This window comes from Diaphorobacter sp. C33 (assembly GCF_030503915.1).
GTDB classification, from domain to species: domain Bacteria; phylum Pseudomonadota; class Gammaproteobacteria; order Burkholderiales; family Burkholderiaceae_C; genus Diaphorobacter; species Diaphorobacter nitroreducens.
Map to the genome: position 1 here is coordinate 647,161 of NZ_CP129980.1, position 25,784 is coordinate 672,944.

Genomic DNA, 25,784 nt, shown 5'->3' on the forward strand with positions numbered 1-25,784 from the left:
CGTCGGCATGCGGCCACTGCTGCCGCGCCGCTGTCGCACGGTGACGCCGCAAAGGCGCGCACTATAACCGTGTCGGATGCGCGCTTGCAGGTCCGCGCGGCATCGCGGCCTTGCCCATGCCGATTGCCTAAAAAATGGGCGATGCGCTGCAGCCCAATGCCGGCGCGGCCTGCGCGGGGTTGTCCCGGCGGTTGTCCACAGGGCCGCCCACAGGCGGTGGGCATAAGTGGTGCGGCGGCGGGGCGCGCGCCAATGGCCGACAATCGCGGGTCGCACGCGGGCAAAGGCCTGCCCTTTCCTCGTTCGGGCGCCTGCCTGCTGTCCTCGTCCGGATGCGTGCCTGTCGTGTCTTGCCCGCGGCGGCGACGCCGTGTTGTCGCCGGGTTTCCCGCATCGTTTCTTGTCCACCTGCTGCCGTTGTGATCCAAGGTCTTGTTGCGTCCATCGTCGCGTCCGTTCTGTTCGGCGCCATGTATTACCTGGCACCGGCGCTGGCGCCGCTGGATGGCGAGCAGATCTTCGGCTGGCGCGTGCTGTGCACGCTGCCGTTCACCACGGCGCTGCTGCTGGCGCGCGGGCAGTGGCCGGGTGTGCGCCTGCTGGCTGCGCGCGCGTGGCGGCAGCCGCTGCTGGCGCTGGGGCTGCTGGCCAGCGCCGCCATGCTGGGCGTGCAGCTGTGGCTGTTTTTATGGGCGCCGCTGCACGGGCGGGCGCTGCCGGTGTCGCTGGGCTACTTCCTGCTGCCGTTGGTGATGGTGCTGGCCGGGCGGGTGCTGTACCGCGAGCGGCTGTCGCACCTGCAGTGGCTGGCCACGGCACTGGCGGGCGCGGGAGTGCTGCACGAGGTGTTGCGCGCCGGCGGCATGTCGTGGGAGACCTGGCTGGTCGCACTGGGCTACACCGCGTATTTCGTGATGCGCCGGCGCCTGGGCACCGACCACCTGGGCGGCCATTGGCTGGACATGCTGCTGCTGGTGCCCGCGGCGCTGTGGTTCGTGGTGCGCGTGCCGTCGTCCCTGCCGCTGGTGCTGGAGCATGCGCACCTGTGGGCGATGGTGCCCGTCCTGGGCGTGCTCAGCGCCGTGGCGCTGGCGCTGTACATGGCCGCCAGCCGCCTGCTGCCGCTGGGGTTGTTTGGTCTCTTGAGCTATGTGGAGCCGGTACTGCTGGCGCTGGTGGCGCTGGCGCTGGGCGAGAGCATCGGCGCGGCGCAGTGGCCCACCTACGGCCCCATTTTCGCCGCCGTGGCTCTGCTGGTGCTGGACGGCGCACTGCGCCTGCGCCGTCCAGCCGTGCAGGTTCAAGACAAAAAACCGCTCTAGCGCCCGTCCATCAAGCGCTGGCAGCTATTAAAATCGATGCAAACGGTGCCATTCGCAGCACCGCACAGCCACCCGAGGGAGCCCCCACATGCACGCCACCGTGTCCTGTCCGCGCCAGCGTTTGCGCGTCTTTTCTGCGGCGGGCGTGTGCTTCGCCCTGGCCACCGCTGGCCTGCTGGCACTGCCCGCCACGCCCGCGGGCGCGCGCGACGCGTCCACCGCCTGGGGCAAGCGCCTGGTGGAGTCGTTCGAATTGACGCCCGAAGACCTGGCGCGACTGGCGCGCCACCAGGACAAGACGGCCGGCAGCAAGCCCGCGGGCTTTTTCTCCGAAACGGTGGCCTGGAAGGCGCCGCGCGCGCTGGACCTGCCCGCCAGCGGCAACCCCTACACGCTGGTGGTGCACGTGGCCGGCGTGGCCCAGTCCGACGGCGAGGGCCTCACGCGCTGGATGGCCGGCTGGGACACGGACAACGGCACGCGCCTGTCGATGGTGCAGGGCGCTTCGTTCGGGACGGGCACGCGCGCGGGCCAGGTGCTGCAGCTGGCGGGCACGGCCGGGCCGGTGAGCTTCAAGGAGGACCGCAAGGTGGCGCCGGCGCTGGAGTTCGCAGGCGCGAGCAACCTGCGGCTGGACGGCGTGCGCGTGGAGGTGTGGTCCGGCATGCGGCGCAGCTCGTTTGTCGAGCTACTCATGTCCGCCGTGCCGCTGCTCACGGGTGTGGTGTTCCTCGCCCTGGTCGTCTGGTGGCGCAAGCGCTAGCGCCGCGCGGCGCACTGCACACCGTGCAGGCCGCCCGTGGCGCTGGCGGGCGCGTGCCGCGCTAGAAGCCCAGCGGCTGGCCGGGCTTCCAGGCGTCGGCCAGGCGCTCGGCCTCGGCAATGTCGCTGGGGTGCAGCTTGTCCTTGAGGCGGACCAGGCCTGCACGGGCGCTGGACGGGTAGTGCTGCTCGGTCAGCAGCGCGTCGCGCACCGGTGCGCCGCGCGAGGCGCGTTCGGCCAGCGTGAGCAGCATCCACGCGGGGACGGGGCGTTGGCTTACGGGATCGGCGCCCCGCGCGTAGAGCATGCCCAGGCTGTACAGGCCCGCGCCGTCGCCCTGGCGCGCGGCACGCAGGTACCAGTTCTCGGCCAGTGAGGGCTGGCGCGGCACATGTTCACCGCGCTCATACAGACCCCCCAGGCGCACGGCGGCGGTGGCATCGCCCGCGCGGGCGGCGCGCTCCAGCCATTGCAGCGCCTCGGCCGGGTCCAGCGGCTGGCCGATGGCGTTGCGGTAGCTGCTGCCACCCAGCAGCATGGAGCCCAGCAGCACCATGGCCCGCGGCTCGCCCTCGTCGGCCAGCGCGCGCACGGCAGGCAGCGCCTGGGCGCCTTCGCCCATGCGCCACTGGTGCTCCAGTGCATCGATGCGCGCCCGCCCGTCCTGCACGGCGCGGGCCTGGCTGACATCGGCGGCGCGGCTGTCGCTGGCGGCGCGTTGCTCCTGCTGGGCGCTGCGCTGGCGCTCGCCGTTCCACTTCCAGCCCAGCAGCGCGGCCCCGGCCAGCACGGCGCTGCCCAGGGCGATCCAGGCCCAGGGCAGACCCGCGCTGGCCCGGGCGCGGCGCGGGTCCAGCGGGACGGGCTGGGTATCGTCCTCTTCATCGTGGCCCGCGCGTGCGCGTGGGCGCGGCGTGGCCTTGTCGTAGACCACCGCGCAGCGCGGGCATTGCCAGGCGGGGGCGGTGTCGCTGGCCTGGCGCGTGTAGTGGCAGCGTGGGCAGGTGCGTGCGACGTGCGATGAGGCCGCAGCAGGCGCGGGTTGCGTGGGCGCGGGGTCGAGCGGGGCGAGGGACAGGCCGTCGCCAGGGTTTGTGGTCATGGTGTTCAGTTCCTCCCGCCGCGATTGTCGCTGCTGGGTGGAGGGTGCTGAGCGTAAGTGAAAAATCCGGCGCAAAGCCAATGCAGGAAAGCGCCAGCAGCTCTACTTTTTGCGGTGGTGCGGCACTGGCGAGGGCGGGCTGGCGGGCTGCCAGCAGCCCGGCTCCAGCCCGTCCAGGGCGTAGGGGCCGATGGCCGCGCGCACCAACCGCAGCGTGGGGTGGCCCACGGCGGCGGTCATGCGGCGCACCTGGCGGTTGCGGCCTTCGCGGATGATGAGTTCGATCCAGCAGTCGGGAATGTTCTGGCGCACGCGGATGGGCGGATCGCGCTCCCAGAGGGCGGGCGGCGGCTCCAGCCGGCGCACGCGTGCGGGCAGGGTGGGGCCGTCGCCGAGCTGCACGCCCTGGCGCAGGGCCTGCAGCGCGGCCTCGTCAGGAATGCCCTCCACCTGCACCCAGTAGGTCTTCTCCATCTTGTGGCGCGGATCGCTGATGCGTGCCTGCAGCGCCCCGTCGTCGGTGAGCAGCAGCAGTCCCTCGCTGTCGGCATCGAGCCGCCCCGCCACATAGACGCCGGGCACGTCGATGAAGTCCTGGAGCCCGCGCCAGCGCCCCTCGGGCGTGAATTGGCTCAGCACGCCATAGGGCTTGTTGAAGCGCAGCAGCCGCGCCGCGCGCTGGGGGACGGGTGCTGGCGCGGCCGCGGGGCGGCGCAGCGCCAGGCGCGGGCGTGGGGCAGGGGGCGTGCTCATGCGGGCAGGAACAGGGCCGGGTCTACCATGGTGCGGTTGAGCATCACGCCCCAGTGCAGGTGCGGGCCGGTCACGCGGCCGGTGGCCCCTACCCTGCAGAACGCATCGCCCGTGCGCAGTACGTCACCCACCTGGCAGTCCATGCGGCTGAGGTGGCAGTACATGCTGAGCAGGCCGCCGCCATGGTCCAGCCACACGGTGCCGCCGTTGAAGAAATAGTCGCCCACATCGATCACCCGGCCCGCCAGCGGCGCGGCGACAGGGGTGCCCGTGGCGGCGGCAATGTCCATGCCGCTGTGCGGATTGCGCGCCTGGCCGTTGAACACGCGCCGCAGACCGAAGCTGCTGGAGCGCCGTCCCGGCACGGGCTGGCGCATCTGCAGCTCCTCTGGCAAGGGCGTTGAAAAGGTAGCCATGACGTGCTGCTGGTGCGCGCGCTCACGCTCGTGGCGGGCCAGGTCTTCGGGTGCCAGGTCCACCGTGCGCGGTGCCACGGTCAGGCGCTGCTCGCGGTACTGCTTGGCTGCCACGCGGTAAGCCACGCGCCGCGCCGGTGCGGTCGGCGTGGCCTGTACCGTCACCTCGGCCTCGCCCGTAGGCGCGGCCAGCGGGATGCCGACGATGGCCGTCCACTCGATCGCATCGCCCAGCACCAGCACCGGGACGTCGCCCGCGTGCACCACCGGCCGCTCGGCCGCGGGGCCCAGCGACAGCCGGGCCACGCCCCCGGGCACGGCCAGGGCCTGCGGCCATTGCTGGGCGGTGCCCGCCCGGACCAGCGCGGGCATGCCGGGCGCCAGGGCGAGGCCCAGCGCCTGCAGCAGCGTGCGGCGCCGTGCGCCTGAGGGGGAAAGGGGCGGAAAAGTGGGGTCGCAAGGAAATGGCACGGCCGCAGTGTAGAGCGCTCCTGGCCGCCGCCTGCCCGCCGCGTGGGCATGGTTATGCGCAAAGCTAAGGTTCTCATGCGCGCGCGTGGTAGTGGTCCATAATCCGCACCCAATGCCCTGGGCGCCATGGTGCCCGGGGCATTGCCACGTCTGGCCCGGCACTTGCGCCCACAAGGTGCGCGCCCGGCTCCAGGGCGCTCCACGGCTGCACCCACCAAGCACCGCCTGCACCTCAGGCGGTGTTTTCACTTGGGGCCTGGCTTTGTTCCCCTTTTATTTACTCCATTTCGCTAGAAAGCAGATCGACCATGCGTCAAGAACATGACTTCATCGGTATCAAGACCATTCCCCCGGACGCGTATTGGGGCGTCCACACCGCTCGTGCCGTAGAAAACTTTCCCATCACCGGCCACACCGTGGCCCACATGCCCGAGTTGATCCGGGCCTTTGCCTTCGTCAAGAAGGCCGCCGCCCACGCCAATCTGCAGCTCGGCGCGATCAACGCAACCCAAGCCCACGCCATTGCCCAAGCCTGCGACGACCTGATCGCCGGACAGTTGCACGACCAGTTCGTCGTGGACGTGATCCAGGGCGGTGCCGGCACCTCCACGAACATGAACGCCAATGAGGTGATCGCCAACCGTGCCCTGGAGCACCTGGGATTGCCCAAGGGCCGCTATGACACGATCCACCCGAACGATCACGTCAACGCATCGCAAAGCACCAACGATGCCTACCCCACGGCGCTGAAGATCGCCACCTATTTCGGTATCGAGACGCTGCTCAAGGCCCTGTCGGCCCTGCGCGGCGCGTTCGAGGCCAAGGCCGAGGAATTCAAGGGCATCCTGAAGATCGGCCGCACCCAGTTGCAAGATGCCGTGCCCATGACGCTGGGCCAGGAGTTTGCCGCCTTCGCCGCCATGATTGCCGACGATGAGCGCCGCCTGCGCGAGTCCGCCTACCTGATGACCGAGGTGAACATGGGCGGCACCGCCATCGGCACCGGCATCAACGCGCCCGTCGGCTACGTGGACGTGGTCATCCCTGAGCTGGCGCGGCTGTCGGGCGTGCCGGTCAAGGCCGCGGCCAACCTGATCGCCGCCACGTCGGACACGGGGGCCTTCGTTGACATCTCGGGCGTGCTCAAGCGCATCGCCGCCAAGCTCTCCAAGATCAGCAACGACCTGCGCCTGCTGTCCTCGGGCCCGCAAGCCGGCGTGGGCGATATCCAGCTGCCCGCGCGCCAGGCGGGCTCGTCCATCATGCCCGGCAAGGTCAACCCCGTGATCCCCGAGGTGATGAACCAGGTGTGCTTCGAAGTGATCGGCAACGACGCCGCCATCACCATGGCCGCCGAAGCGGGCCAACTGCAGCTCAACGCCTTCGAGCCGCTGATGGGCTGGGCGCTGCACAAGAGCCTGCACCACCTGGCCAGGGCCTGCCACACCCTGCAGGTGAACTGCGTGGAGGGCATCGTGGCCAACCAGGGGCTGCTGACGGAACGCATCGCCGCGTCGGTGACGCTGGTGACCGCGCTCAACCCGCTGATCGGCTACGAGAAGGCGGCCGCCATCGCCAAGTCGGCCATTGCCACGGGCAAGCCGATTGCCGTGGTGGCCGAGGACCTGGGCATCATGACCCAGGCCGAGATGCACAAGCTGCTGGTGGCCGAGCGCCTCACGCAGGCGGGCGCCATCCAGGCCGCTGATTGACGGGCGCTGCCGGGGCCTCGGCTGCCGCCGAAGGCGCCGGTAGGCCGCGGCGGCCATCCGCCCAAAAAAAAGCCCAGTCAGGGACTGGGCTTGAAGGGATCCAAGAAACCAGAGTTTCGAGAGGATCCAAGGAGACAACTGGAGGGCCCTGCGACGTTCATTCCCATCGCCGGGCCAGTGGGTGAATTATAGGGGTAAACCCTGAAATTTGCCAGCGACGTGGCAGCGATTCACTCAACGCTTGCGGGGAGCCGCGGTTGCGGCGGTCGCCGTCTTGGCAGCGGTGGCGGCAGAGCTGGCCACGGCGTTGAAGTTGGCTTCGGCCACATCGCTGGCCTGCTTCACGGCCTTTTGCACCGACTCGAAGGCGTTGTTGGCGGCAGACACAGCGCTCTTGAAGACGGCGACGGTGGTCTCGGAACCAGCGGGGGCGTTCTTGGCGGCGCTGTCCACCAGGTTGGTGAAGTTGCGCTGCACTTCTACGGCCTGGGCTTCGAAGGTCTTGCCGAACTCGGCGCCCGTGCCGGAAGCGATGTCGTACAGATGGCGGCTGTAAGCCACGGCCTTTTCCGCCAGGGGCTGGAACAGGCTGGCTTGCAGTGCGAGCAGCTCTTGTGCGTCCTTGGCGGACAGCACGGCCTGGGTGTGGCTGGCGGCTTCGGCCAGGGCAGCGCGCGAGGCGGTCACGTTCAACTCGACGAGCTTCTCCACGCCTTCAAAGGCCTTGTTCGTCAGGCCGAACAGGGTCTCCAGGTTGGCCTTGTGGGAAGCGAGGATTTGCTCAGGGGTCAGCGACATGTCATATCTCCATTGAATGCCCGGGATGGGCGGGTTGAGACATCTGCCCTGACTGACCTGTGCGTCATGTTGCAGTGCAGCATGAACCGAATTTTAGGGATCCTGTCGTTAGGCGCAAGCGTTTTTGTTGCAATGCAGCATTTTTAGGGGCAACTCCCAAAGTTCTGTTGGTTACATCTGGACCGGCGGTGGACTGCGCGCTGCCTATTACGAAGACAGGGGACAAGGGGAGGCCGCCGCTGGCCGCTGGCAGAATCAGCGCCTCATGAACACGTCCCTCTCTCCCTCAGGTGCGGCAGCCGCTGCGGGCACGGCCCCGCAGCCCCGGCCGCAGCCGCAGCCGCGCGAGGCCTACGCGGTGTTTCGCTCCATCGGTACACGCTGGATGGACAACGACGTCTATGGCCATGTGAACAACGTCGTGTACTACAGCTGGTTCGACACCGCGGTGAACGCCTACCTGATCGAGCAGGGCGCGCTGGACATCCATCACGGCGACACCATCGGGCTGGTCATCGAGACGCAGTGCAACTATTTCGCGTCGCTGGCGTTCCCGCAAACCATCGACGCCGGCATCCGTGTGGCGCGGCTGGGTGACACGAGCGTGCGCTACGAGGTCGGCCTGTTCGCCCAGGGCGAGGCCATGAGTGCGGCTTGCGGCCACTTCGTGCATGTGTACGTGGGACGGGACGACCGCCGTCCGCGTGCGCTGCCCGATCGGCTGCGCCAGGCACTGCAGCCCTTGTGCGTGGCGCGTTGATCGCGGGCGCGGCGCGCCGGCTTTCCCTGAGGGCTGCCGGGGCTGCGCGCCGGTTCGCGGCGGCCCGGGTGGGTTGATGCCAGAATCAGGGCCTCGCCGGCCCGGCCACGCGTGTGTGGCGGCGCGGCGGATCCCCATCGCCATGTCCAGTAGCGGGACAGTCTGCCCCGCGCGCATCCATGATCATCACCAGCCTGCTCGACACCGACCTGTACAAGTTCACCATGATGCAGGTGGTGCTGCACCAGTTTCCGGGCGCGCAGGTGGAGTACCGCTTCAAGTGCCGCAACCCGGGTGTGGAGCTGGCGCCCTTCGTCAGCGAGATCCGCGACGAGATCCGCGCGTTGTGCAGCCTGCAGTTCCAGGACGCGGAGCTGGCCTACCTGCGCTCGCTGCGCTTCATCAAGAGCGATTTCGTCGACTTCCTGGGGCTGTTTCGCCTCAACGAGAAGTACATCCGCGTGAGCGCGCTGCCCTCGGGCGAGATCGACATCACCATCACCGGGCCCTGGCTGCACACCATCCTGTTCGAGATCCCGGTGCTGGCGATCGTGAACGAGGTGTACTTCCGCAACACGCAGAAGGTGCCCGACTTTCCCGAGGGGCGCCGCCGGCTCGAAGCCAAGATCGGCCAGCTGCAGCAGCCGGGACTGGACAGCCTCAAGATTGCCGACTACGGCACGCGCCGGCGCTTTTCACGCGCCTGGCACGAGGAGGTGCTGCGCGTGCTGTGCGTGCGCCTGGGCTCTGACGACCGGCGCGGCGCGCCGGGGCAGTTTGCGGGCACGAGCAACGTGTTGTACGCAATGAAGCTGGGCGTGACGCCGCTGGGCACCATGGCGCACGAATACCTGCAGGCCTGCCAGTCCCTCGGCCCGCGGCTGCGCGACAGCCAGGTGTTCGGCTTCGAGATGTGGGCCAAGGAATACCGCGGCGACCTGGGGATCGCGCTGTCCGACGTGTACGGCATGAGCGCCTTCCTGCGCGACTTCGACCTGTACTTCTGCAAGCTTTTCGATGGCGCGCGCCACGACAGCGGCGATCCCTTCGCATGGGGCGAGCGGCTGCTGCAGCACTACCGCGACAACCGCGTGGACCCATTGACCAAGACGCTGATCTTCAGCGACGCGCTGACCGTGCCGCGCATCATCGAGCTGTACCAGCGCTTCAACGGCCGCTGCCAGTTGGCGTTCGGCATCGGCACCAACCTGACCAACGATCTGGGCTACGAGCCATTGCAGATCGTGATCAAGATGACGCGCTGCAACGGCCAGCCCGTGGCCAAGCTGTCGGACGCACCCGGCAAGAACATGTGCAACGACGAGAAATACCTGGCTTACCTGCGCCAGGTGTTCGAGATTCCCTCGCCGCAGTGAGCGCGCGCCTGGCGCCGCCGGCGGCATTTCAACTTTCCCAAGAACGACCCGAGGAGACCTGTCCATGAACCCCATCCGCACCCTGGCCCTTGGGCTGCTGTGCCTGGCACCCGCGCTGGCGGGGGCGGCGGAGATCGACGGCAGCCAGCTGTCGGTGCTGTGGGGTGTCCCGTTTGCCGGCGTGCTGTTGAGCATTGCGCTGCTGCCGTTGCTGGCGCCGCTGTTCTGGCACCACCACTTCGGCAAGGTCACCGCCGCGTGGGCGCTGGCGTTTCTGGTGCCGTTTGCCGTGGTCTTTGGCCCCGGCGTGGCGGCGGCGGGCTTCGCGCATGCGCTGGTCGCGGAATACCTGCCCTTCGTGATCCTTCTCACGGCGCTGTTCACCGTGGCCGGGGGGATCTATATCCGTGGCAACCTGCACGGCAGCCCGGCCCTGAATGCCGGCTTCCTCGCCGTGGGCGCGGTGCTGGCCAGCTTCATGGGCACCACGGGCGCGTCCATGCTGCTGATCCGTCCGCTGATCCGCGCCAACGACAACCGCAAGCATGTGGCGCACGTGGTGGTGTTCTTCGTCTTCATCGTCTCCAACGCCGGCGGCTCGCTCACGCCGCTGGGCGATCCGCCGCTGTTCCTGGGCTTCCTCAAGGGCGTGGATTTCTTCTGGACGGCGCGGCACGTGTTTCCGGAAACGCTGTTCCTGATTGGCGTGCTGCTGGTGCTGTTCTATGTAATGGACAGCTGGTACTACCGCCAGGCGGGTGAAGTCAGCCGCACCGATCCCACCCCCGATTCGGCACCGGCCGCGCTGGGTTTTGACGGCAAGATCAATTTCGTGCTGCTGCTGGCCGTGGTGGGGCTGGTGCTGCTCAGCGGCATTTGGAAGTCGCCCGTGGAATGGGTGATAGCCGGCACGCCGCTGGGCCTGCCCGGCCTGGTGCGCGATGCGGGGCTGATCGCGGTGACCGTGGCGTCGCTGGCGCTGACGCCGCGGCAAGTGCATGCGGACAACCAGTTCGGCTGGGGCCCGATGCAAGAGGTGGCCAAGCTGTTCGCGGGCATCTTCCTGACCATCATTCCCGTCATTGCCATGCTCAAGGCCGGCGTGAACGGGCCTTTCGGCGCCATCGTCTCCGCCGTCACGCGGCCCGACGGCTCGCCCGATCCGGCGATGTATTTCTGGGCCACCGGCCTGCTCAGCTCGTTCCTGGACAACGCGCCCACCTACCTGGTGTTCTTCAACACGGCCGGCGGCGATGCGGCCACGCTGATGACCACGCATGCCGCCACGCTGGCCGCCATCTCGGCGGGGGCCGTGTTCATGGGCGCCAACACCTACATCGGCAACGCGCCCAACCTCATGGTCAAGGCGATTGCGGAGGACCGCGGCGTGAAGATGCCCAGCTTCTTCGGCTACATGCTGTGGTCGTGCGGCATCCTGGTGCCGCTGTTCGTCGTGATGACCTTCATCTGGTTGCAATGAGCCCGGGCCTGAACCGCGGGGTGCCTCGGCACGGCCCCGCGTTCAGGCTGCCGACACCTGACCGAAAGGAGCACTTCCCATGTCCAAGCCCCACATCCTCGTCGCGCGCAAGATCTTCCCCGAGGTCATTGAGCGCCTGACGCAGCATTTCGAGGTGTATGCCAACCAGGACGACAACCTGTGGACGCAGGCCGAGCTCATCGAGCGGCTGCAGGGCAAGGACGGCGCGTTGCTCACCGGCACCCAGCCCGTGAACGCCGAGCTGCTGGCCGCCTGCCCGCAGCTGCGCATCGCGGCCAACATGACGGTGGGCTACAACAACTTCGACATCCCCGCGATGACCTCCGCCGGCGTGCAGGGCACCAACACGCCCGACGTGTTGACCGAGACCACGGCCGATTTCGGCTTTGCGCTGCTCATGGCCACGGCGCGGCGCATCACGGAGAGCGAGCATTACCTGCGCGCCGGCCAGTGGACGCGCTGGAGCTACGACATGTTCGCCGGCTGCGAGGTGCATGGCAGCACGCTGGGCATCCTGGGCATGGGCCGCATCGGGCAGGGCATTGCCAAGCGTGGGGCGCATGGCTTTGGCATGAACGTGATCTACCACAACCGCTCGCGCCTGTCGCCCGCGCTGGAGGCCGAATGCAAGGCGCGTTACGTGGGCAAGGACGAGCTGCTGGCCCAGGCCGACCACCTCGTGCTGGTGCTGCCCTACACGCCCGAGTCGCACCATGCCATCGGCGCGGCCGAGATCGCGCGCATGAAGCCCATGGCCACGCTGATCAACATCGCGCGCGGCGGCATCGTGGATGACGCGGCGCTGGCCCAGGCGCTCAAGGAGCGCCGCATCGCTGCCGCGGGGCTGGACGTGTTCGAAGGCGAGCCCGCGGTGCACCCCGCGTTGCTGGAGGTGCCCAACGTGGTGCTCACCCCGCACATCGCCAGCGCCACCGTGCCCACGCGGCTCGCCATGGCGCAACTGGCGGCGGACAACCTGGTGGCGTTCTTCGACGGGCGCGGTGCCCTCACTCCCGTGAACACGCCCGCCAAGGTGTGAATGAAATTGGCCTCTGGCGCTTGATGGACAAGCGCTAACAGCTATTGTTTTGATAGTTCAAGAATGACATTCGAAATGACCGCCGCACTGGCGTTGCTGGTGCTCACCGTGGTGTTGCTGGCGGTGCTGCTACTGCGCCGCCCGCGCGTGGACCTGCCGCCCGAATGGCTGGCGCGCCTGCAGTCGCTGGAATCTGCGGTGCAGGCCACGCAGCTGGCCGTGGCCAAGAATGACGGAGCGCTGGATGCCATGGCCCAGCAACTGCGCGGGTTCACCCAGACCACGCAGGCCCTGCTGGACGAGCGGCTGGCGCTGGCGGCGCAGGAGTCGCGCACCAGCCGCGGCGAGCTGCAGGCGTCCTTTGCCGCGCTGCAGTCGCGTCTGGAGCAGCACCTGGCGCAGGCGCGCGCCGATGCCGCCGTGGCCCGCAAGGAGCAGGCGGATGCGCTGGCCGCCTTTCGTGCCGAGCTGAGCCAGACGGCGCAGGCGCTGGCGGCCGACAGCTTGAAGTCGCGCGACGCCATGGCCGAGAGCACGCAGCTCTTCGGCCAGCGCATCCAGGAGCGCTTCGAGGCGCTGAGCGGCACCACGCGCGGCACGCTGGACTCGCTCAAGGGCGACATCCAGGGCCAGTTGGGCACCATGTCGGGCGCGCTGCGCGACCAGCTGGAAGGCACCACGCAGCAGCTGCGCAGCCAGTTCTCGGCCCTGCAGGAGTCCATGGGGCAACAACTGTCCGGCCTGGTCGCCAGCAGCCAGAACAATGCCGAGGCGCTGCGGGGCGCGCTCAACGAGCGCCTGGCCGCCATCCAGGGCGATAACGCCGCCAAGCTGGAGGAGATGCGCCGCACCGTGGACGAAAAGCTGCACGCCACGCTGGAGCAGCGCCTGGGCGAGTCCTTCAAGCTGGTGAGCGACCGGCTGGAGCAGGTGCACAAGGGCCTGGGCGAGATGCAGACGCTGGCCGGCAGCGTGGGAGACCTGAAGCGCGTGATGACCAACGTGAAGACGCGCGGCACCTGGGGCGAAATGCAGCTGGGCGCGATCATCGACAACGTGCTCACGCCCGAGCAGTTCGCCCGCAACGTCAAGACCATGCCGGGCAGCGACGACCTCGTGGAATTTGCCATCCGCCTGCCGGGCAAGAGCGACGAGCAGCCCGTGTGGCTGCCCATCGACTCCAAGTACCCCGTGGAGCACTACCAGCGCCTGCTGGACGCGCAGGACACGGCGGACAAGGGGGCCATCGCAGCGGCGGGCAACGCCTTCGAATCCTCCATCCGCCTGGAAGCCAAGAAGATCTTCAGCAAATACGTGGCGCCTCCGTACACCACCGACTTCGCGGTGCTCTACCTGCCCACCGAAGGGCTGTTTGCCGAAGTCATGCGCCGCCCCGGGCTGGTCGAGGCGGTGCAGAACGACTGCCGCGTGATGATCACCGGGCCTGCCAATCTGGCGGCCATGCTCAGCAGCTTGCAGATGGGCTTCAAGACGCTGGCCATCGAGAAGCGCTCGTCCGAGGTGTGGAGCGTGCTGGGCCAGGTGAAGACTGAGTTCGCCAAGTTCGGCGACGTGGTGGAGGCTACGCGCAAGTCCATCGACGCGGCGGCCAAGAAGTTCGAGCAGGTGGATGTGCGCACACGTGCCATCCAGCGCAAGCTGCGCGGCGTGCAGGAGCTGCCCGCGCCGGAGCCGGCGGCGGAGCAGGGCGATGCAGAGGGTGCACCCTTGCCGGACCTGCTGATCGAAGACGAAGGCGAGTGACTTGAACCTGGCGCTCGCGCGGCTGATCGCCGGCCAGATCTGCATCCACGCCAGCATGGCGGGCATGCGCATGGCCGCGCCGCTGCTGGCGCTGCGCGAGGGTTACAGCGCGGCGGCCGTGGGCGTGCTGCTGGCGCTGTTCGCGCTCACGCAGGTGTTCCTGGCGCTGCCCGCGGGGCGCTATGCCGACCGCCATGGGCTCAAGCGCCCGGTGCGCCACGCGGTCGTCGCGGCCGTCCTGGGTGCCGGCGCGGCGCTGGTGTGGCCGACGTTTGCGGTGCTGTGCGCTGCGGCACTGCTCACCGGTGGCGCCACGGGGGCTGCCACGATCGCCTTGCAACGCCACGTGGGCCGCGCCGCGCACGGCGGCACGCAACTGCGCCAGGTCTTCAGCTGGCTGGCCATCGGGCCGGCGGTGTCCAACTTCCTGGGCCCGTTCTGCGCGGGGCTGCTGATCGATCACGCGGGTGCGCAGGCGGGCGCGACCACGGGCTTTCGCGCGGCCTTCGCGCTCATGGCGGTATTGCCGTTGGCCACCTGGTTCTGGGTGCGCGGCACGCAGGAGATGCCGCCAGTGGTGGCCGCGGAGGACGGCACGCGCGCGCGGGCCTGGGACCTGCTGGCCGAGCCCGGCTTTCGGCGGCTGCTCATCGTGAACTGGCTGCTGTCGTCGTGCTGGGACGTGCACACCTTCGTGGTGCCGCTGCTGGGGCATGAGCGGGGGCTGTCGGCCTCGGTGATCGGCTCCATCCTCGGCGCGTTTGCGATTGCCGCCGCGGTGATCCGCGTGCTCATGCCGCTGGTGGCCGACCGGCTGCGCGAATCCACCGTGGTCACCGGCGCCATGGTGGCGACGGCACTGCTGTTCGCGGTCTATCCGCTGCTGCCGACGGCCGTGACGCTGGGAGCGTGCTCGGTGCTGCTGGGGTTCGCGCTGGGCTCGGTGCAGCCCATGATCATGAGCATGCTGCACCAACTCACGCCCGCGCACCGCCATGGCGAGGCGCTGGGTCTGCGGCTGATGGCGATCAACGGCTCCAGCGTGGTGATGCCGCTGCTGTTTGGCACCGCGAGCGCGCTGGTAGGGCTGAGTGGCCTGTTCTGGGCCGTGGGCGCCACTGTGGGGCTGGGTGCGCGCGTGGCCTGGCGGTTGCGCGGCGAGGCGCCGGCCCCTCCGCCGCATCCCTGACAGGCCTGGACTGTCAAGGCGGTCCGCACGGGGCGCCGCGCCGCTGGTGCGCGGTCAGAGTTCGTAGAACGTGCGGATGATGCTCCAGGCCTCGGCTGGGTCGTCGGTGTAGTGGAACAGCTGGAGGTCCTCGGGCGAGATCGTGCCTTGCTCCACGAGCGCCTCGAAGTTGATCAGCTTCTTCCAGAAGGCCACGCCGAACAGCACGATGGGCACGGGCTTGGCCTTGCCGGTCTGCACCAGCGTGAGCACCTCGAACAGTTCGTCCAGCGTGCCGAAGCCGCCAGGGAACAGCACCAGGGCCTTGGCGCGCATCATGAAATGCATTTTGCGCAGCGCGAAATAGTGGAACTTGAACGACAGCGAGGGCGAGATGAAGCGGTTGCCGCTTTGCTCGTGCGGCAACGAGATGTTGAGGCCCACGTTGAGCGCCCCTGCGTCGTGCGCGCCGCGGTTGGCCGCCTCCATGATGCCCGGGCCGCCGCCGGTGCAGATGTACAGGCGCTCGGCGGGCGGGCGGCTCTCGCTGTACTCGGCCACCAGGCGCGCGAACTGGCGGGCCTGGTCGTAGTAATAGGCGTTCTTCACCGCACGCTCGGCGCGCGCAATGCGCTCGGTATCGCCGCTGGCGCGTGCATCGGCCAGTTGCTGCTCGGCCGCTTCGGGCGAGATGAAGCGTGCGCTGCCGTACACCACGACGGTGTGCTCGATGCCCTGCGCCGTCTGGCCCAGGTCGGGCTTCAGCAGTTCCAGTTGAAAACGGATGCCGCGCGTCTCGCGGCGCAGCATGAACTCGGGGTCGGCGAAGGCGAGGCGGTAGGCGTCGGCGTGCAGTGGATTGCCGGCAACGGCGTAGTTGTGCAGCTCGGCCCAGGCATGCGCCAGGCGGCTGTCTTGAAGATCGGTATTGGCTTGCATGGATGATTTTTCAGTGGAGGCGGCTGTCTGTGGGGCAGTCGCCGGGGTGCGCAGTGTAGCGAGGGGATTTTAATGAAAATGGCCTGTAGCGCTTATGTATCAAGCGCTAACAGCTATTAAATTAATAGTGATCAAACGCCTTGCCGCGCGCCCGCCCACAGCCAGGGCAGGCTGTGCAGCCCGGCCCAGGTCATGCACAGCGAGCCGGCCACATGCAGCGCACACAGGCCCAGGGCCTGCGCCAGGCGCTGCTGCTGCAGCAGCCCGACCACTTCGGCCGAGAAGGTGGAGAAGGTGGTCAGCGCCCCCAAAAAGCCCGTGATGAGCAGCGCGCGCCAGACCGGGTCCAACTGCGGCAGTGCCTGGAACAGCGCCAGGCACAGGCCGATGAGGTAGCCGCCGATGAGGTTGGCCGCGAGCGTGCCCCAGGGCAGCAGCGCGCCCTGCGTGTTGAGCCACAGGCCCAGCCGCCAGCGCGCAAGCGCGCCGGCGCAGGCACCGGCGCAGATGGCAAGAACGTGGAACATCGGCGCATTGTAGGGAGGCGCTGCCGAGCGGCGGCGGCCTCGTCAGCGCGCCGTCATTTGCTGCGGGAGCCAGGTCACGATGCCCGGAAACACATAGATCAGCGTGACGGCCGCGCACATCAGCAGGAACATGGGAGCGGCCACGCGGGCGATCCACGGTAGCTGCTTGCCCGTCATGCCCTGCAGCACGAACAGGTTGAAGCCCACGGGTGGGGTGATCTGCGCCATCTCCACCACCAGCACGACGAAGATGCCGAACCAGATGGGGTCGATGCCCGCTGCGTTCACCGTGGGCATCAGCACGCCCATGGTGAGCACCACCATGGAGATGCCGTCCAGGAAGCAGCCCAGCACGATGTAGAACACGGCCAGCGCCACCACCAGTTGCGCCTGGCTCAGCCCCAGCGAAGAGATCCATTCCGCCAGGTGCCGTGGCAGGCCGATGTAGCCCATGGCCAGCGTGAGGAAGGCCGCGCCCGCGAGGATCAGCGCGATCATGCAGTACAGCCGCGTGGCGCCCATGAGCGCGTCGCGAAAGCTCGCCCAGTTCAGCGACCCCTGCGCCGCGGACAGCACCAGCGAGCCCACCACGCCCACGGCCGCGGCTTCGGTGGCGGTGGCGATGCCCGTGTAGATGGAGCCCAGCACCGCGGCGATGAGCAGCACCACGGGAATCAGCGCGCGCGATTCGCGCAGCTTGTCCAGCAGGCCCATCTGCCGATCGGCCGCTGGGACCTGGTCGGGGTGGCGCAATGCCCAGAACATGATGTAGCCCGAGAACAGCGCGGCCAGCAGCACCCCGGGCAGCACGCCGGCAATGAACAGCTTGGAGATCGATACCTCGGCCGTCACGCCGTAGACGATCATAATGATCGAGGGCGGGATCAGCAGGCCCAGCGTGCTGGCGCCGGCCAGCGTGCCGATGACCATCTTCTCGGGGTAGCCGCGGCGCGTGAGCTCGGGCAGCGTCATCTTGCCGATGGTGGCGCAGGTGGCGGCGCTGGACCCCGACACGGCGGCAAAGATGGTGCAGCCCACCACGTTGGTGTGCAGCAGCCGCCCGGGCAGGCCCTGCACCCACGGGGCCAGGCCCTTGAACATGTCTTGCGACAGCCGCGTGCGAAACAGGATCTCGCCCATCCAGATGAAGAGGGGCAGGGCGGTGAGCGTCCAGCTCGACGAGGAGCCCCAGATGGTCACCGCCATGGCGTCGCCCGCGGGGCGCGAGGAAAACAATTGCATGCCGATCCAGGCCACGCCCGAGAGCGTGAGCCCGATCCACACGCCGCTGCCCAGGATCAGGAACAGCGACAGGATCAACAGGCCGGTGATGGCAAGGTCACTCATGAAGGCGTCTTCCGGTCATTCGTTGCGCAGGGCTTCGCCCGGCGTGGCACCCGCGCGCCGGCCCAGGAGCTGCAGCACCAGCTCGTCCACGAAGGCTATCGCCATCACCATCGCGCCTACGCCCATGGACAGCTGCGGCAGCCACAGCGGCGTGGCGTCGCTGCTGGTGGAGATGTCGTTGAACGCATGCGACTGCCAGGCCAGCCGCACGCTGTAGTACGCGAACAGCACGGCCAGCAGCGTGCCCAGGGCCAGCGCGAACAGCTCCAGCGCCTGGTGCGTGCGCCCCTTGAGGGCGCTCAGCACCAGCGTCACGCGGATGTGCTCGCCGCGCTTGAGGGTATGCGCCAGCGCCAGAAAACCCGCAGCCGCCATGAGATAGCCCGCATAGGCGTCGATGCCCGGTACATGGAAGCTGAGCTGCCGGCTCACGATGGACAGCAGCACGGCGCACAGAAGCGCCACCATGCACAGCGCCGCCAGCGCGGCGGCGCCGTCATAGAGGAAGTTCAACAGGCGTCGCATCGTGGTCTGGCGCGTGGAGGCTCTGGGCGGGGAGGTGTTACTTGCGGTAGGCGTCGATCAGCGCCTTGCCGTCGGGTCCGGCCTTGTCCAGCCATTCCTTGAGCATGGTGTCGCCCACCTTGGCCATGTCTGCCTTCAGCTGGCTGCTGGGCGGCACTACCTGCATGCCCTCGGCCTTGAGCTTGGCCAACGTGTCCTCGTTCACGCGGCGGCTGGCGGCCCAGCCGCGGGTCTCCGCGTCGGCGGCGGCCTTGAGCACGGCTTCCTGCACGGGCTTGTCCAGCGCATCGAACGCCTTCTTGTTCATGATGAGCGCGTTCTTGGGCAGCCAGGCCTGGGTGTCGTAGTAATACTTGAGGTGCTCGTAGAGCTTGCTGTCCACGCCCGTCGCGCCCGAGGTCATGGTGGACTCCACCACGCCGGTGGCGAGCGCTTGCGAGAACTCGGCGGCCTGCACCGTCACCGGCTGCGCGCCCACCAGCTCGGCGATGCGCGCGGTGGCGGGGCTGTAGGCGCGCCACTTGATGCCCTTCAGGTCGGCGGCGTTGTTCACGGGCTTCTTGGTGTAGATGCCCTGTGGCGGCCAGGCCACGGCGTACAGTAGCACCATGCCTTGCTCGGCCAGCTTCTTCTCCAGGAAGGGCTTTTGCGCCTTGTACAGCTTCATCGACGCGTCGTAGCTGTCGGCCAGGAAGGGCAGGCCGTCCACGCCGAAGATCTGCCATTCGTTCTGGAAGTTGGCGAGCAGGATCTCGCCGAGCTGCGCCTGCGCGCCCTGCACGGCGCGCTTGATCTCGGGCGCCTTGAACAGTGCGGCGTTGGCATGCAGCGTGATCTTGAGCTTGCCTCCTGACCCCTTGTCCACGTCGCTGATGAACTGCGCCAGGTTCTCCGTGTGGAAATTGGTGGCCGGGTAGGCGGCGGCCAGGTCCCACTTGGTCTGGGCATGCAGGGCGGGGGCGCACAGGCCGGTGAGGGCAGCCAGTGCAACGGCGGCAAGGTTTCGACGCTTCATCTCGGGGGTCTCCGCAAGGGTTGAGAAGAGAGGGGGCTCAGCGCGTTCACTGTAGCGGGGGCCACAGGGAAACGGCCTAGGTGATTCACCTGAATGTCGATAAATTGCCGGCAAATCATCGGGCTGCTCCCTACAATCAATCGACATGCACATCCCATGCCAATGCCGTCTGTCGCTTTTGGCGCAGTCCTCGGAGTGAAACCATGACCGCAGCCGCCAGACCCAAGTCCCCGGCCCCCGCTGCCACTGCCAAGGTGGGCAAGGCCGCCAAGGCGCGCGGGCCCATCGTGTCGTCCGCGCATCTGGTGTCGGACCGCAGTGCGGAGATGAGCGAGTTCGAGTTCGGCCTCATCGTCGCGGGCAATGCGTTCCACCGCTGGGTGGTGCACTGCATGGCCGCGGCCGGTCTGCGCGACCTCACGCCGCTGGACGTGGTGGTGCTGCATCATGTGACGCACCGCGCACGCGACAAGCGGCTGGCCGACATCTGCTTCATCATGAACGTGGAAGACACGCACGTGGTGAACTACTCGCTCAAGAAGCTGCTGGCGCTGGGCGTGGTGGCCTCCAGCAAGAACGGCAAGGACGTGACCTACGCCGCCACCGAGGCGGGCCGCGCCCATGTGCAGCGCTACCGTGAGATCCGCGAGAGCTGCCTGATCGATGCGCTGAATGCCGACGACGGCCTGAACCGCGACATTGGCGAGCTGGCGCGCCTGCTGCGCGTGCTGTCCGGCATGTACGACCAGGCGGCCCGTGCCGCGGCGTCCATGTGAGACGTGCTATATATTTAATAGCTGTTAGCGCTTGTCGGTAAAGCGCTAGAGGCCTGTTTGGCTTGAAGTGCCGACGGGTGATGGCAGATGCGTGGCAATGTCTTGCCAGGCCTGCACGGCGGCCAGGGCGGTATGCATCTGCACCGTGTGCGCAAAGCGGAAGGCGTCGCCGTGCACCGTCTCGTCGGGGAACTCGGTGATCAGCGTCACCGGCGCATCGTGCGACGTCTGCGACTGCATGCAGGCGATGCCATCCAGCACCTCGAAGGGCAGCGGGCCTGCGTGGTGCTCGTAGAGGGCTCGCTGGCGTGCGTTGAAATCCGCCAACCCCGGCACCTGCCGCAGGCGCGCGCACACGGCCTCCAGCAGCGCACGCGCGGGCTGCTGCCAGCCGGCGTGGTAGCGCAGGATGAGGAAGAACCCCTTGGGCAGCATCCACTGCTCGAATCCACGCGGCACATAGCCCGACAGCGGTCGCGTCCACTCATGCGCGGGGTAGCCATGCAGGTTCACATGCAGTTGCGCGCCCGACAGCGCCAGCGCGGTCTGACGGGCCTCGCGCTCGTAAAGCGGCGCGTGGTCGCGGTATTCCACATCGTCGCCCAGCGCGGTGTAGCGCGCGGCATGGTGCATGTGGCCCGGGTGGCGGGCGCACAGCGCGCGGTGCAGAGCGTAGCCGTCGGGGTTCTCCAGCGCGATCAGCGCGAAGTGCGCGCCGGGTTGCGCCTGCAGCACTTCGGCGGTGCGCAACGCGCCCACGATGCCCGATGTCTCGTTGGCATGCTGGCCCGCACTGATGAACACCGGTGCCTGCGTGCCCGCGTGGTACTGCCCCCATACGGTGCGTCCCTGGCGTGACCGGGCACTGAAACGTTGCGCGGGCCAGGCGTGCAGGGTCTGGGTGATGCGAGCAGGGGCAGGGGACTCGGCCAGCGTCGCCAAACTGTCCGGGGCGTGGGCCGTTGGGTGGGCTGGCAGGTCGTCGGCGCACGCCGCGAAGGGCAGCAGGTCCACCTGTACGTGCGGAGCGCCGTCGCCCGCGCGCACGTCGGGCACGATCTGCCCGGGCTGCAACCGGCGGTCGCCCACGGGGCGGCCGCTGTGCTGTTGGAAGAACTCCAGCAGCGTGAAGTACAGGTCCTCGTGCAGCGCCTCCAGGGTGCTTATGGTCTCGCCGGTGGCGCCCACGGGCTGCTCGTAGCCCGGCAGGTCCACGCGCAGCAGTAGGCGGTCGAAGTACGGCTCATGGTCCGGCCACGCGTGACCGCGCACCGCCTGCACCGCCGTGGCGAAGGCCTGCTCGTAGTCGGTGCATACGGCGGTGTCGATCAGGTCGGCAGCGCCTTCCTGTGTGCCCACGCGCAGCCAGCCGGTGGGCGAGAGCACCGTGGCGCCCGTCATGTCGGTGTGTACGCGGTTGGGTGCGTGCACGTGCTGCACGGTGCGGGTGCCGTCGCGCAGCTCCAGTTCCACGTGGTAGCCGCCACTGGCGTCGTCGTGGGGCTCCAGGTGCAAGATGCCGCCCCCCAGCAGGGCTGCGAGCGGATAGGCCTCCAACCGAAAGCGCTGTGCAGGCCCGTGCGCCGCCAGCGGATAGCGCACGCGGGCCTGCACCACCTGGGTGCAATCCACGTGGTCCATGAAATGCTGTACCAGCGGCTTGTAGGCACTGTGAAAGCGGGCATGCACGCCTGCGGCTGCCAGCTGCTGCGCTGCAGCAAGGCGCGCGGCCTGGCTTTCGAACACCCAGCCTTCCACGTGGCAGCCGCGCCAGCGCGGCTCGCCAAAGCGCTGTACCCAGGTGTGCAGCGTGCGCTCCAGTGGCAGGTCAAGCAGCCGGGAACCTGCGGCGGCGGGCGGTTGGGTCATATGCGTGGGCGGGGTGGTGAATATCCGGTATGGATCATGCAGGCTTGCAGATAAATTATCGGTAAATTGTGGGTTCTTTCTCCGCAATGTTTCGCACGCGGCACACAAAGGAAACGGGTATGGCAAAGAAACTCTGGCAGTTCTGGGTGGATCGGGGGGGTACGTTCACCGATATCGTGGGCCGGCGCCCCGACGGCAGCCTGGTCACGCACAAGCTGCTCTCCGAAAACCCCGAGCAGTACCGCGATGCGGCGGTGGCGGGCATCCGCCACCTGCTGGGGCTGGCGCCGGGCGAGGCCGTGACGCCTGAATTGGTGGAGTGCGTGAAGATGGGCACCACCGTGGCCACCAACGCGCTGTTGGAGCGCAAGGGGGAACCCACGCTGCTGGTTACCACGCGTGGCTTCAAGGACGCGCTGCGCATCGCCTACCAGAACCGCCCGCGCATCTTCGACCGGCACATCGTGCTGCCGCAACTGCTGTACAGCCGCGTGATCGAGGCACAGGAGCGCATGGGCGCGCACGGCGAGGTGGTACAGCCGCTGGAGGAAGACCACCTGAAGGAACGCCTGTGGGCCGCTTATGACGCCGGCTTGCGCAGCGTGGCCATCGTGTTCATGCACGGCTACCGCTATCCCGCGCATGAGGAAGCAGCCGCCCGCCTGGCGCTGGCTGCCGGGTTCACGCAGGTCAGCACTTCGCACGGCACCAGCCCGCTGATGAAGTTCGTGAGCCGGGGCGACACCACCGTGGTGGACGCGTATCTGTCGCCCATCCTGCGGCGCTACGTGCAGCAGGTGGAGGCCGAGATGCCGGGCGTGCCGCTGTATTTCATGCAGTCCTCGGGCGGGCTCACGGATGCGCACCGCTTCCAGGGCAAGGACGCCATCCTCTCCGGGCCGGCCGGCGGCATCGTGGGCATGGCGCGCACGGCGCAGATTGCGGCGCAGGCCGAGGCAGCGCCAGGGGCCGGTGCGGCCGCCACGCAGCCGCCGGTGCGCGTGATCGGTTTCGACATGGGCGGCACGTCCACCGACGTGAGCCATTTTGCGGGTGAGTTCGAGCGCGAGTTCGAGACCCAGGTGGCGGGCGTGCGCATGCGTGCGCCCATGATGAGCATTCACACGGTGGCCGCGGGCGGCGGTTCCATCCTGGAGTTCGACGGCGCCCGTTTCCGCGTAGGTCCCCAAAGCGCCGGCGCCAACCCCGGTCCCGCCAGTTACCGCCGCGGCGGCCCGCTGGCCGTGACCGATGCCAACGTGATGGTGGGCAAGATCCAGCCCGCGTACTTCCCGCGTGTGTTCGGCCATGGCGCCGACGAGCCGCTGGACGCGGTCGTGGTGCGCGAGCGTTTTGCGGCGCTGGCGGGCCAGACCGCAGGAGCGGCAGATGGCGCAGCCGCGCTGACGCCCGAGGCCTGCGCACATGGCTTCATCCAGATCGCGGTGCAGCAGATGGCCAACGCCATCAAGAAGATCTCCGTGGCGCGCGGCTATGACGTCACGCGCTACACGTTGCAGTGCTTTGGCGGCGCGGGCGGCCAGCACGCCTGCCTGGTGGCCGATGCGCTGGGCATGCAGCAGGTGCTGGTGCATCCGCTGGCGGGCGTGCTGTCGGCCTACGGCATGGGGCTGGCGGACCAGAACGTGATGCGCGAGAAGGCGGTAGAGGCACGCCTCACACCAGAGGCGCTGCCCGGCATCACCGCCACGCTGGATGCACTGGCCGAGGCCGCCGAGGCCGAGATGGCGCAAGAGCGCCTCTCAGGCGGCGACATCGTGGTGCGTCGGCGAGTGCATGTGCGTTACGAGGGCACCGATTCGGCGCTGGCCGTGCCCTTTGGCGACCTGCAGGCGATCACGCGGGGCTTCGAGGCCGCGTACCGCCAGCGGTTTGCCTTCCTCATGCAGGGCAAGGCACTGATGGTGGAGGCGGTGTCGGTGGAAGCCGTGGTGGCGGGCGATGCGCCGGTCGAGCATGCGCAGGATCTGCAGCCCGAGCGCGAAGTGCCGCGGCGCGACACCGTGCGCATGTTCACCGTGGGCACGGACGGCACGCCGGCCTGGCACGACGCCGCGCTGGTGGTGCGCGAAGACATGCGCCCCGGCGACCTGCTGCAGGGCCCGGCCATCATTGCCGAGAAGAACGCTACCACGGTGGTAGAGCCGGGCTGGCAGGCACGGCTCACGTCCCTGGACCATCTGGTGCTCCACCGCCACCTGCCGCGCGCCCAGCGCCACGCCGCGGGCACGCAGGTGGACCCCGTGCTGCTGGAAGTGTTCAACAACCTGTTCATGAACATTGCCGAGCAGATGGGGCTGCAGCTGCAGAACACCGCGTACTCGGTGAATATCAAGGAGCGGCTGGACTTCAGCTGCGCGCTGTTCGACGCCGAGGGCCAACTGATTGCCAACGCGCCGCATATGCCGGTACACCTGGGATCCATGGGCGAGAGCATCCGCACCGTGATCGCACGCAACCGCGGCCACATGCGGCGCGGCGACGTGTTCGTGCTGAACGACCCCTACCATGGCGGCACGCACCTGCCGGACATCACCGTGATCACGCCCGTCTACATCGGCGACGACCACGGTGAAGCGGCCGAGCCCACCTTCTATGTCGGCAGCCGCGGACACCATGCGGACGTGGGGGGCACCACGCCCGGGTCGATGCCGCCGTTTTCCACACGCATCGAGGAAGAGGGCGTGCAGATCGACAACGTGAAGCTGGTGGATGCCGGCGTGCTGCGCGAGGCCGAGATGATTGCGCTGCTGGAGAGTGGCGAGTACCCCAGCCGCAACCCGCAGCAGAACCTGGCCGACCTGAAGGCGCAGATCGCCGCCAACGAGAAGGGCGTGCAGGAGCTGCGCCGCATGGTGGAGCACTTCGGCCTGAGCGTGGTGCAGGCCTATATGCAGCATGTGCAGGACAACGCCGAGGAGTCCGTGCGCCGCGCCATCACGCGGTTGGCCGCGCGCGTGCAGGACGGGCATTTCACCCTGCCGCTGGACAACGGCGCGCAGATCACCGTGGCCGTGCGCATCGACGCGGCCACGCGCAGTGCGGTGATCGACTTCACCGGCACCAGTGTGCAGCAGTCCAACAACTTCAATGCGCCCACGGCGGTGTGCATGGCCGCGGTGCTCTACGTCTTCCGCTCGCTGGTGGAGGACGACATTCCGCTCAACGCCGGGTGTCTCAAGCCCCTGCAGGTCATCATTCCGCCGGGCTCCATGCTCAACCCCAACCCGCCGGCATCGGTGGTGGCGGGCAACGTGGAGACCTCCAGCTGCATCACCAACGCGCTGCTGGGCGCCTTGGGCGTGTCGGCGGCCAGCCAATGCACGATGAACAACTTCACCTTCGGCAACGCGCGCTACCAGTATTACGAGACCATCTCGGGTGGCAGCGGGGCGGGCGGCCAGTTCGACGATGCGGGCGCGCTGGTGGGGGGCTTTGATGGCACGAGCGTGGTGCAGACGCACATGACCAATTCACGCCTGACCGATCCGGAGGTGCTGGAATTCCGTTTCCCCGTGCGGCTGGAGAGTTACGCCATCCGCGCCGGTTCGGGCGGCGGCGGCCGCTGGAAGGGCGGTGACGGCGGCGTGCGCCGCATCCGCTTCCTGGAGCCCATGACCGCGAGCATTCTGTCCAACGGCCGGGTGCACGGCGCCTTCGGCATGGCGTGCGGGCAGCCGGGCATGCCCGGCGTCAACCGCGTCGTGCGTGCGGACGGCCGGGCGGAGCCGCTGCAGCACATCGGGCAGGCGCAAATGGAAGCGGGGGATGTGTTCGAGATCCAAACGCCGGGCGGTGGTGGCTTTGGTGGACGCTGAGT

Annotated in this window: 21 protein-coding genes; 11 read left to right on the top strand and 10 right to left on the bottom strand. The window is 68.3% G+C overall.

From position 1 onward, the window contains the following. Nucleotides 1–419 precede the first annotated feature (419 nt). Both rarD and QY917_RS03125 read left to right on the top strand, forming a co-directional pair. On the top strand, nucleotides 420–1,322 hold the full coding sequence (rarD, locus tag QY917_RS03120; protein WP_123676489.1) for an EamA family transporter RarD: 903 nt from the start codon (nucleotides 420–422) through the stop codon (nucleotides 1,320–1,322). Nucleotides 1,323–1,410: 88 nt separating this feature from the next. Beyond that, a complete protein-coding gene (locus tag QY917_RS03125; protein WP_123676488.1) occupies nucleotides 1,411–2,085 on the top strand; it encodes a hypothetical protein in 675 nt (224 codons plus the stop codon). A gap of 61 nt (nucleotides 2,086–2,146) precedes the next feature. Here QY917_RS03125 and QY917_RS03130 read toward each other — a convergent pair whose 3' ends face one another. The 3 genes from QY917_RS03130 to QY917_RS03140 all read right to left on the bottom strand — a co-directional run bounded on the left by QY917_RS03130 (nucleotide 2,147) and on the right by QY917_RS03140 (nucleotide 4,728). After that, nucleotides 2,147–3,187 carry a tetratricopeptide repeat protein gene (locus QY917_RS03130; protein WP_123676487.1) on the bottom strand — a complete coding sequence of 347 codons (1,041 nt, stop codon included), beginning with the start codon at nucleotides 3,185–3,187 and terminating at the stop codon, nucleotides 2,147–2,149. Between the two features lie 102 nt (nucleotides 3,188–3,289). Continuing rightward, the gene (locus tag QY917_RS03135; RefSeq protein WP_123676486.1) at nucleotides 3,290–3,940 is read right to left on the bottom strand and encodes a pseudouridine synthase; all 651 of its coding nucleotides are present in this window, start codon (nucleotides 3,938–3,940) and stop codon (nucleotides 3,290–3,292) included. Next, nucleotides 3,937–4,728, bottom strand: coding sequence for a M23 family metallopeptidase (locus QY917_RS03140; RefSeq protein ID WP_312035146.1), 792 nt, complete (start codon nucleotides 4,726–4,728; stop codon nucleotides 3,937–3,939). Before QY917_RS03140 ends, QY917_RS03135 begins: the two co-directional genes overlap by 4 nt. A 407-nt stretch (nucleotides 4,729–5,135) precedes the next feature. Between QY917_RS03140 and QY917_RS03145 the strand changes: the two genes are divergently transcribed. Further along, on the top strand, nucleotides 5,136–6,539 hold the full coding sequence (locus tag QY917_RS03145; RefSeq protein ID WP_088887038.1) for an aspartate ammonia-lyase: 1,404 nt from the start codon (nucleotides 5,136–5,138) through the stop codon (nucleotides 6,537–6,539). Between the two features lie 234 nt (nucleotides 6,540–6,773). On the opposite strand, the gene QY917_RS03150 is transcribed toward QY917_RS03145, so the two are convergent. Beyond that, entirely contained in the window at nucleotides 6,774–7,337 is a 564-nt protein-coding gene (locus QY917_RS03150; RefSeq protein ID WP_123676485.1) for a phasin family protein, read from the bottom strand. A 265-nt stretch (nucleotides 7,338–7,602) separates the two neighbouring features. On the opposite strand from QY917_RS03150, the gene QY917_RS03155 reads away from it, so the two are divergent. From QY917_RS03155 to QY917_RS03180, 6 genes are all read left to right on the top strand, one after another. Continuing rightward, nucleotides 7,603–8,097, top strand: coding sequence for a thioesterase family protein (locus tag QY917_RS03155; RefSeq protein WP_123676484.1), 495 nt, complete (start codon nucleotides 7,603–7,605; stop codon nucleotides 8,095–8,097). A 179-nt stretch (nucleotides 8,098–8,276) separates the two neighbouring features. Beyond that, nucleotides 8,277–9,473, top strand: coding sequence for a nicotinate phosphoribosyltransferase (pncB, locus tag QY917_RS03160; RefSeq protein WP_011805692.1), 1,197 nt, complete (start codon nucleotides 8,277–8,279; stop codon nucleotides 9,471–9,473). Nucleotides 9,474–9,537: 64 nt separating this feature from the next. After that, entirely contained in the window at nucleotides 9,538–10,953 is a 1,416-nt protein-coding gene (locus QY917_RS03165; protein WP_123676483.1) for a sodium:proton antiporter, read from the top strand. A 79-nt stretch (nucleotides 10,954–11,032) separates the two neighbouring features. Continuing rightward, nucleotides 11,033–12,013: a D-glycerate dehydrogenase gene (locus QY917_RS03170; RefSeq protein WP_123676482.1), complete on the top strand. Its 981-nt coding sequence runs from the start codon at nucleotides 11,033–11,035 to the stop codon at nucleotides 12,011–12,013. 63 nt (nucleotides 12,014–12,076) lie between these two features. After that, nucleotides 12,077–13,777: a DNA recombination protein RmuC gene (gene rmuC / locus QY917_RS03175; protein ID WP_123676481.1), complete on the top strand. Its 1,701-nt coding sequence runs from the start codon at nucleotides 12,077–12,079 to the stop codon at nucleotides 13,775–13,777. A 1-nt stretch (nucleotide 13,778) separates the two neighbouring features. Then, nucleotides 13,779–14,966, top strand: a complete 1,188-nt coding sequence (locus tag QY917_RS03180) for an MFS transporter (RefSeq protein ID WP_123676480.1) — start codon at nucleotides 13,779–13,781, stop codon at nucleotides 14,964–14,966. 54 nt (nucleotides 14,967–15,020) lie between these two features. On the opposite strand, the gene QY917_RS03185 is transcribed toward QY917_RS03180, so the two are convergent. From QY917_RS03185 to QY917_RS03205, 5 genes are all read right to left on the bottom strand, one after another. Next, complete coding sequence (locus QY917_RS03185; RefSeq protein ID WP_011805687.1) at nucleotides 15,021–15,884, bottom strand: TIGR00730 family Rossman fold protein; 864 nt, start codon at nucleotides 15,882–15,884, stop codon at nucleotides 15,021–15,023. 131 nt (nucleotides 15,885–16,015) lie between these two features. Then, complete coding sequence (crcB, locus tag QY917_RS03190; protein WP_011805686.1) at nucleotides 16,016–16,411, bottom strand: fluoride efflux transporter CrcB; 396 nt, start codon at nucleotides 16,409–16,411, stop codon at nucleotides 16,016–16,018. A gap of 42 nt (nucleotides 16,412–16,453) precedes the next feature. After that, nucleotides 16,454–17,758 carry a TRAP transporter large permease gene (locus QY917_RS03195; protein ID WP_088887032.1) on the bottom strand — a complete coding sequence of 435 codons (1,305 nt, stop codon included), beginning with the start codon at nucleotides 17,756–17,758 and terminating at the stop codon, nucleotides 16,454–16,456. A 15-nt stretch (nucleotides 17,759–17,773) separates the two neighbouring features. Further along, the gene (locus QY917_RS03200; RefSeq protein WP_123676479.1) at nucleotides 17,774–18,283 is read right to left on the bottom strand and encodes a TRAP transporter small permease; all 510 of its coding nucleotides are present in this window, start codon (nucleotides 18,281–18,283) and stop codon (nucleotides 17,774–17,776) included. 37 nt (nucleotides 18,284–18,320) lie between these two features. Next, a complete protein-coding gene (locus tag QY917_RS03205; protein ID WP_015912994.1) occupies nucleotides 18,321–19,298 on the bottom strand; it encodes a TRAP transporter substrate-binding protein in 978 nt (325 codons plus the stop codon). Between the two features lie 203 nt (nucleotides 19,299–19,501). Here QY917_RS03205 and QY917_RS03210 point away from each other — a divergent pair, with 203 nt between their 5' ends. After that, a complete protein-coding gene (locus tag QY917_RS03210) occupies nucleotides 19,502–20,074 on the top strand; it encodes a winged helix DNA-binding protein (protein WP_015912995.1) in 573 nt (190 codons plus the stop codon). 45 nt (nucleotides 20,075–20,119) lie between these two features. Here the strand turns inward: QY917_RS03210 and QY917_RS03215 are convergent, their stop codons facing one another. Continuing rightward, on the bottom strand, nucleotides 20,120–21,943 hold the full coding sequence (locus tag QY917_RS03215; RefSeq protein ID WP_123676478.1) for a peptidase M14: 1,824 nt from the start codon (nucleotides 21,941–21,943) through the stop codon (nucleotides 20,120–20,122). A gap of 119 nt (nucleotides 21,944–22,062) precedes the next feature. Between QY917_RS03215 and QY917_RS03220 the strand changes: the two genes are divergently transcribed. Then, nucleotides 22,063–25,782, top strand: coding sequence for a hydantoinase B/oxoprolinase family protein (locus QY917_RS03220; RefSeq protein WP_123676477.1), 3,720 nt, complete (start codon nucleotides 22,063–22,065; stop codon nucleotides 25,780–25,782). Nucleotides 25,783–25,784 lie beyond the last annotated feature (2 nt).

What these genes read in the sequence shown, in the direction of transcription:
- QY917_RS03125 (WP_123676488.1), top strand. Translation starts at nt 1,411, where the DNA reads ATGCACGCCACCGTGTCCTGTCCGCGCCAGCGTTTGCGCGTCTTTTCT.
- QY917_RS03130 (WP_123676487.1), bottom strand. Translation starts at nt 3,187, where the DNA reads ATGACCACAAACCCTGGCGACGGCCTGTCCCTCGCCCCGCTCGACCCC.
- QY917_RS03135 (WP_123676486.1), bottom strand. Translation starts at nt 3,940, where the DNA reads ATGAGCACGCCCCCTGCCCCACGCCCGCGCCTGGCGCTGCGCCGCCCC.
- QY917_RS03140 (WP_312035146.1), bottom strand. Translation starts at nt 4,728, where the DNA reads ATGCCCGCGCTGGTCCGGGCGGGCACCGCCCAGCAATGGCCGCAGGCC.
- QY917_RS03145 (WP_088887038.1), top strand. Translation starts at nt 5,136, where the DNA reads ATGCGTCAAGAACATGACTTCATCGGTATCAAGACCATTCCCCCGGAC.
- QY917_RS03150 (WP_123676485.1), bottom strand. Translation starts at nt 7,337, where the DNA reads ATGTCGCTGACCCCTGAGCAAATCCTCGCTTCCCACAAGGCCAACCTG.
- QY917_RS03155 (WP_123676484.1), top strand. Translation starts at nt 7,603, where the DNA reads ATGAACACGTCCCTCTCTCCCTCAGGTGCGGCAGCCGCTGCGGGCACG.
- pncB (WP_011805692.1), top strand. Translation starts at nt 8,277, where the DNA reads ATGATCATCACCAGCCTGCTCGACACCGACCTGTACAAGTTCACCATG.
- QY917_RS03165 (WP_123676483.1), top strand. Translation starts at nt 9,538, where the DNA reads ATGAACCCCATCCGCACCCTGGCCCTTGGGCTGCTGTGCCTGGCACCC.
- QY917_RS03170 (WP_123676482.1), top strand. Translation starts at nt 11,033, where the DNA reads ATGTCCAAGCCCCACATCCTCGTCGCGCGCAAGATCTTCCCCGAGGTC.
- rmuC (WP_123676481.1), top strand. Translation starts at nt 12,077, where the DNA reads ATGACATTCGAAATGACCGCCGCACTGGCGTTGCTGGTGCTCACCGTG.
- QY917_RS03185 (WP_011805687.1), bottom strand. Translation starts at nt 15,884, where the DNA reads ATGCAAGCCAATACCGATCTTCAAGACAGCCGCCTGGCGCATGCCTGG.
- crcB (WP_011805686.1), bottom strand. Translation starts at nt 16,411, where the DNA reads ATGTTCCACGTTCTTGCCATCTGCGCCGGTGCCTGCGCCGGCGCGCTT.
- QY917_RS03195 (WP_088887032.1), bottom strand. Translation starts at nt 17,758, where the DNA reads ATGAGTGACCTTGCCATCACCGGCCTGTTGATCCTGTCGCTGTTCCTG.
- QY917_RS03200 (WP_123676479.1), bottom strand. Translation starts at nt 18,283, where the DNA reads ATGCGACGCCTGTTGAACTTCCTCTATGACGGCGCCGCCGCGCTGGCG.
- QY917_RS03205 (WP_015912994.1), bottom strand. Translation starts at nt 19,298, where the DNA reads ATGAAGCGTCGAAACCTTGCCGCCGTTGCACTGGCTGCCCTCACCGGC.
- QY917_RS03210 (WP_015912995.1), top strand. Translation starts at nt 19,502, where the DNA reads ATGACCGCAGCCGCCAGACCCAAGTCCCCGGCCCCCGCTGCCACTGCC.
- QY917_RS03215 (WP_123676478.1), bottom strand. Translation starts at nt 21,943, where the DNA reads ATGACCCAACCGCCCGCCGCCGCAGGTTCCCGGCTGCTTGACCTGCCA.
- QY917_RS03220 (WP_123676477.1), top strand. Translation starts at nt 22,063, where the DNA reads ATGGCAAAGAAACTCTGGCAGTTCTGGGTGGATCGGGGGGGTACGTTC.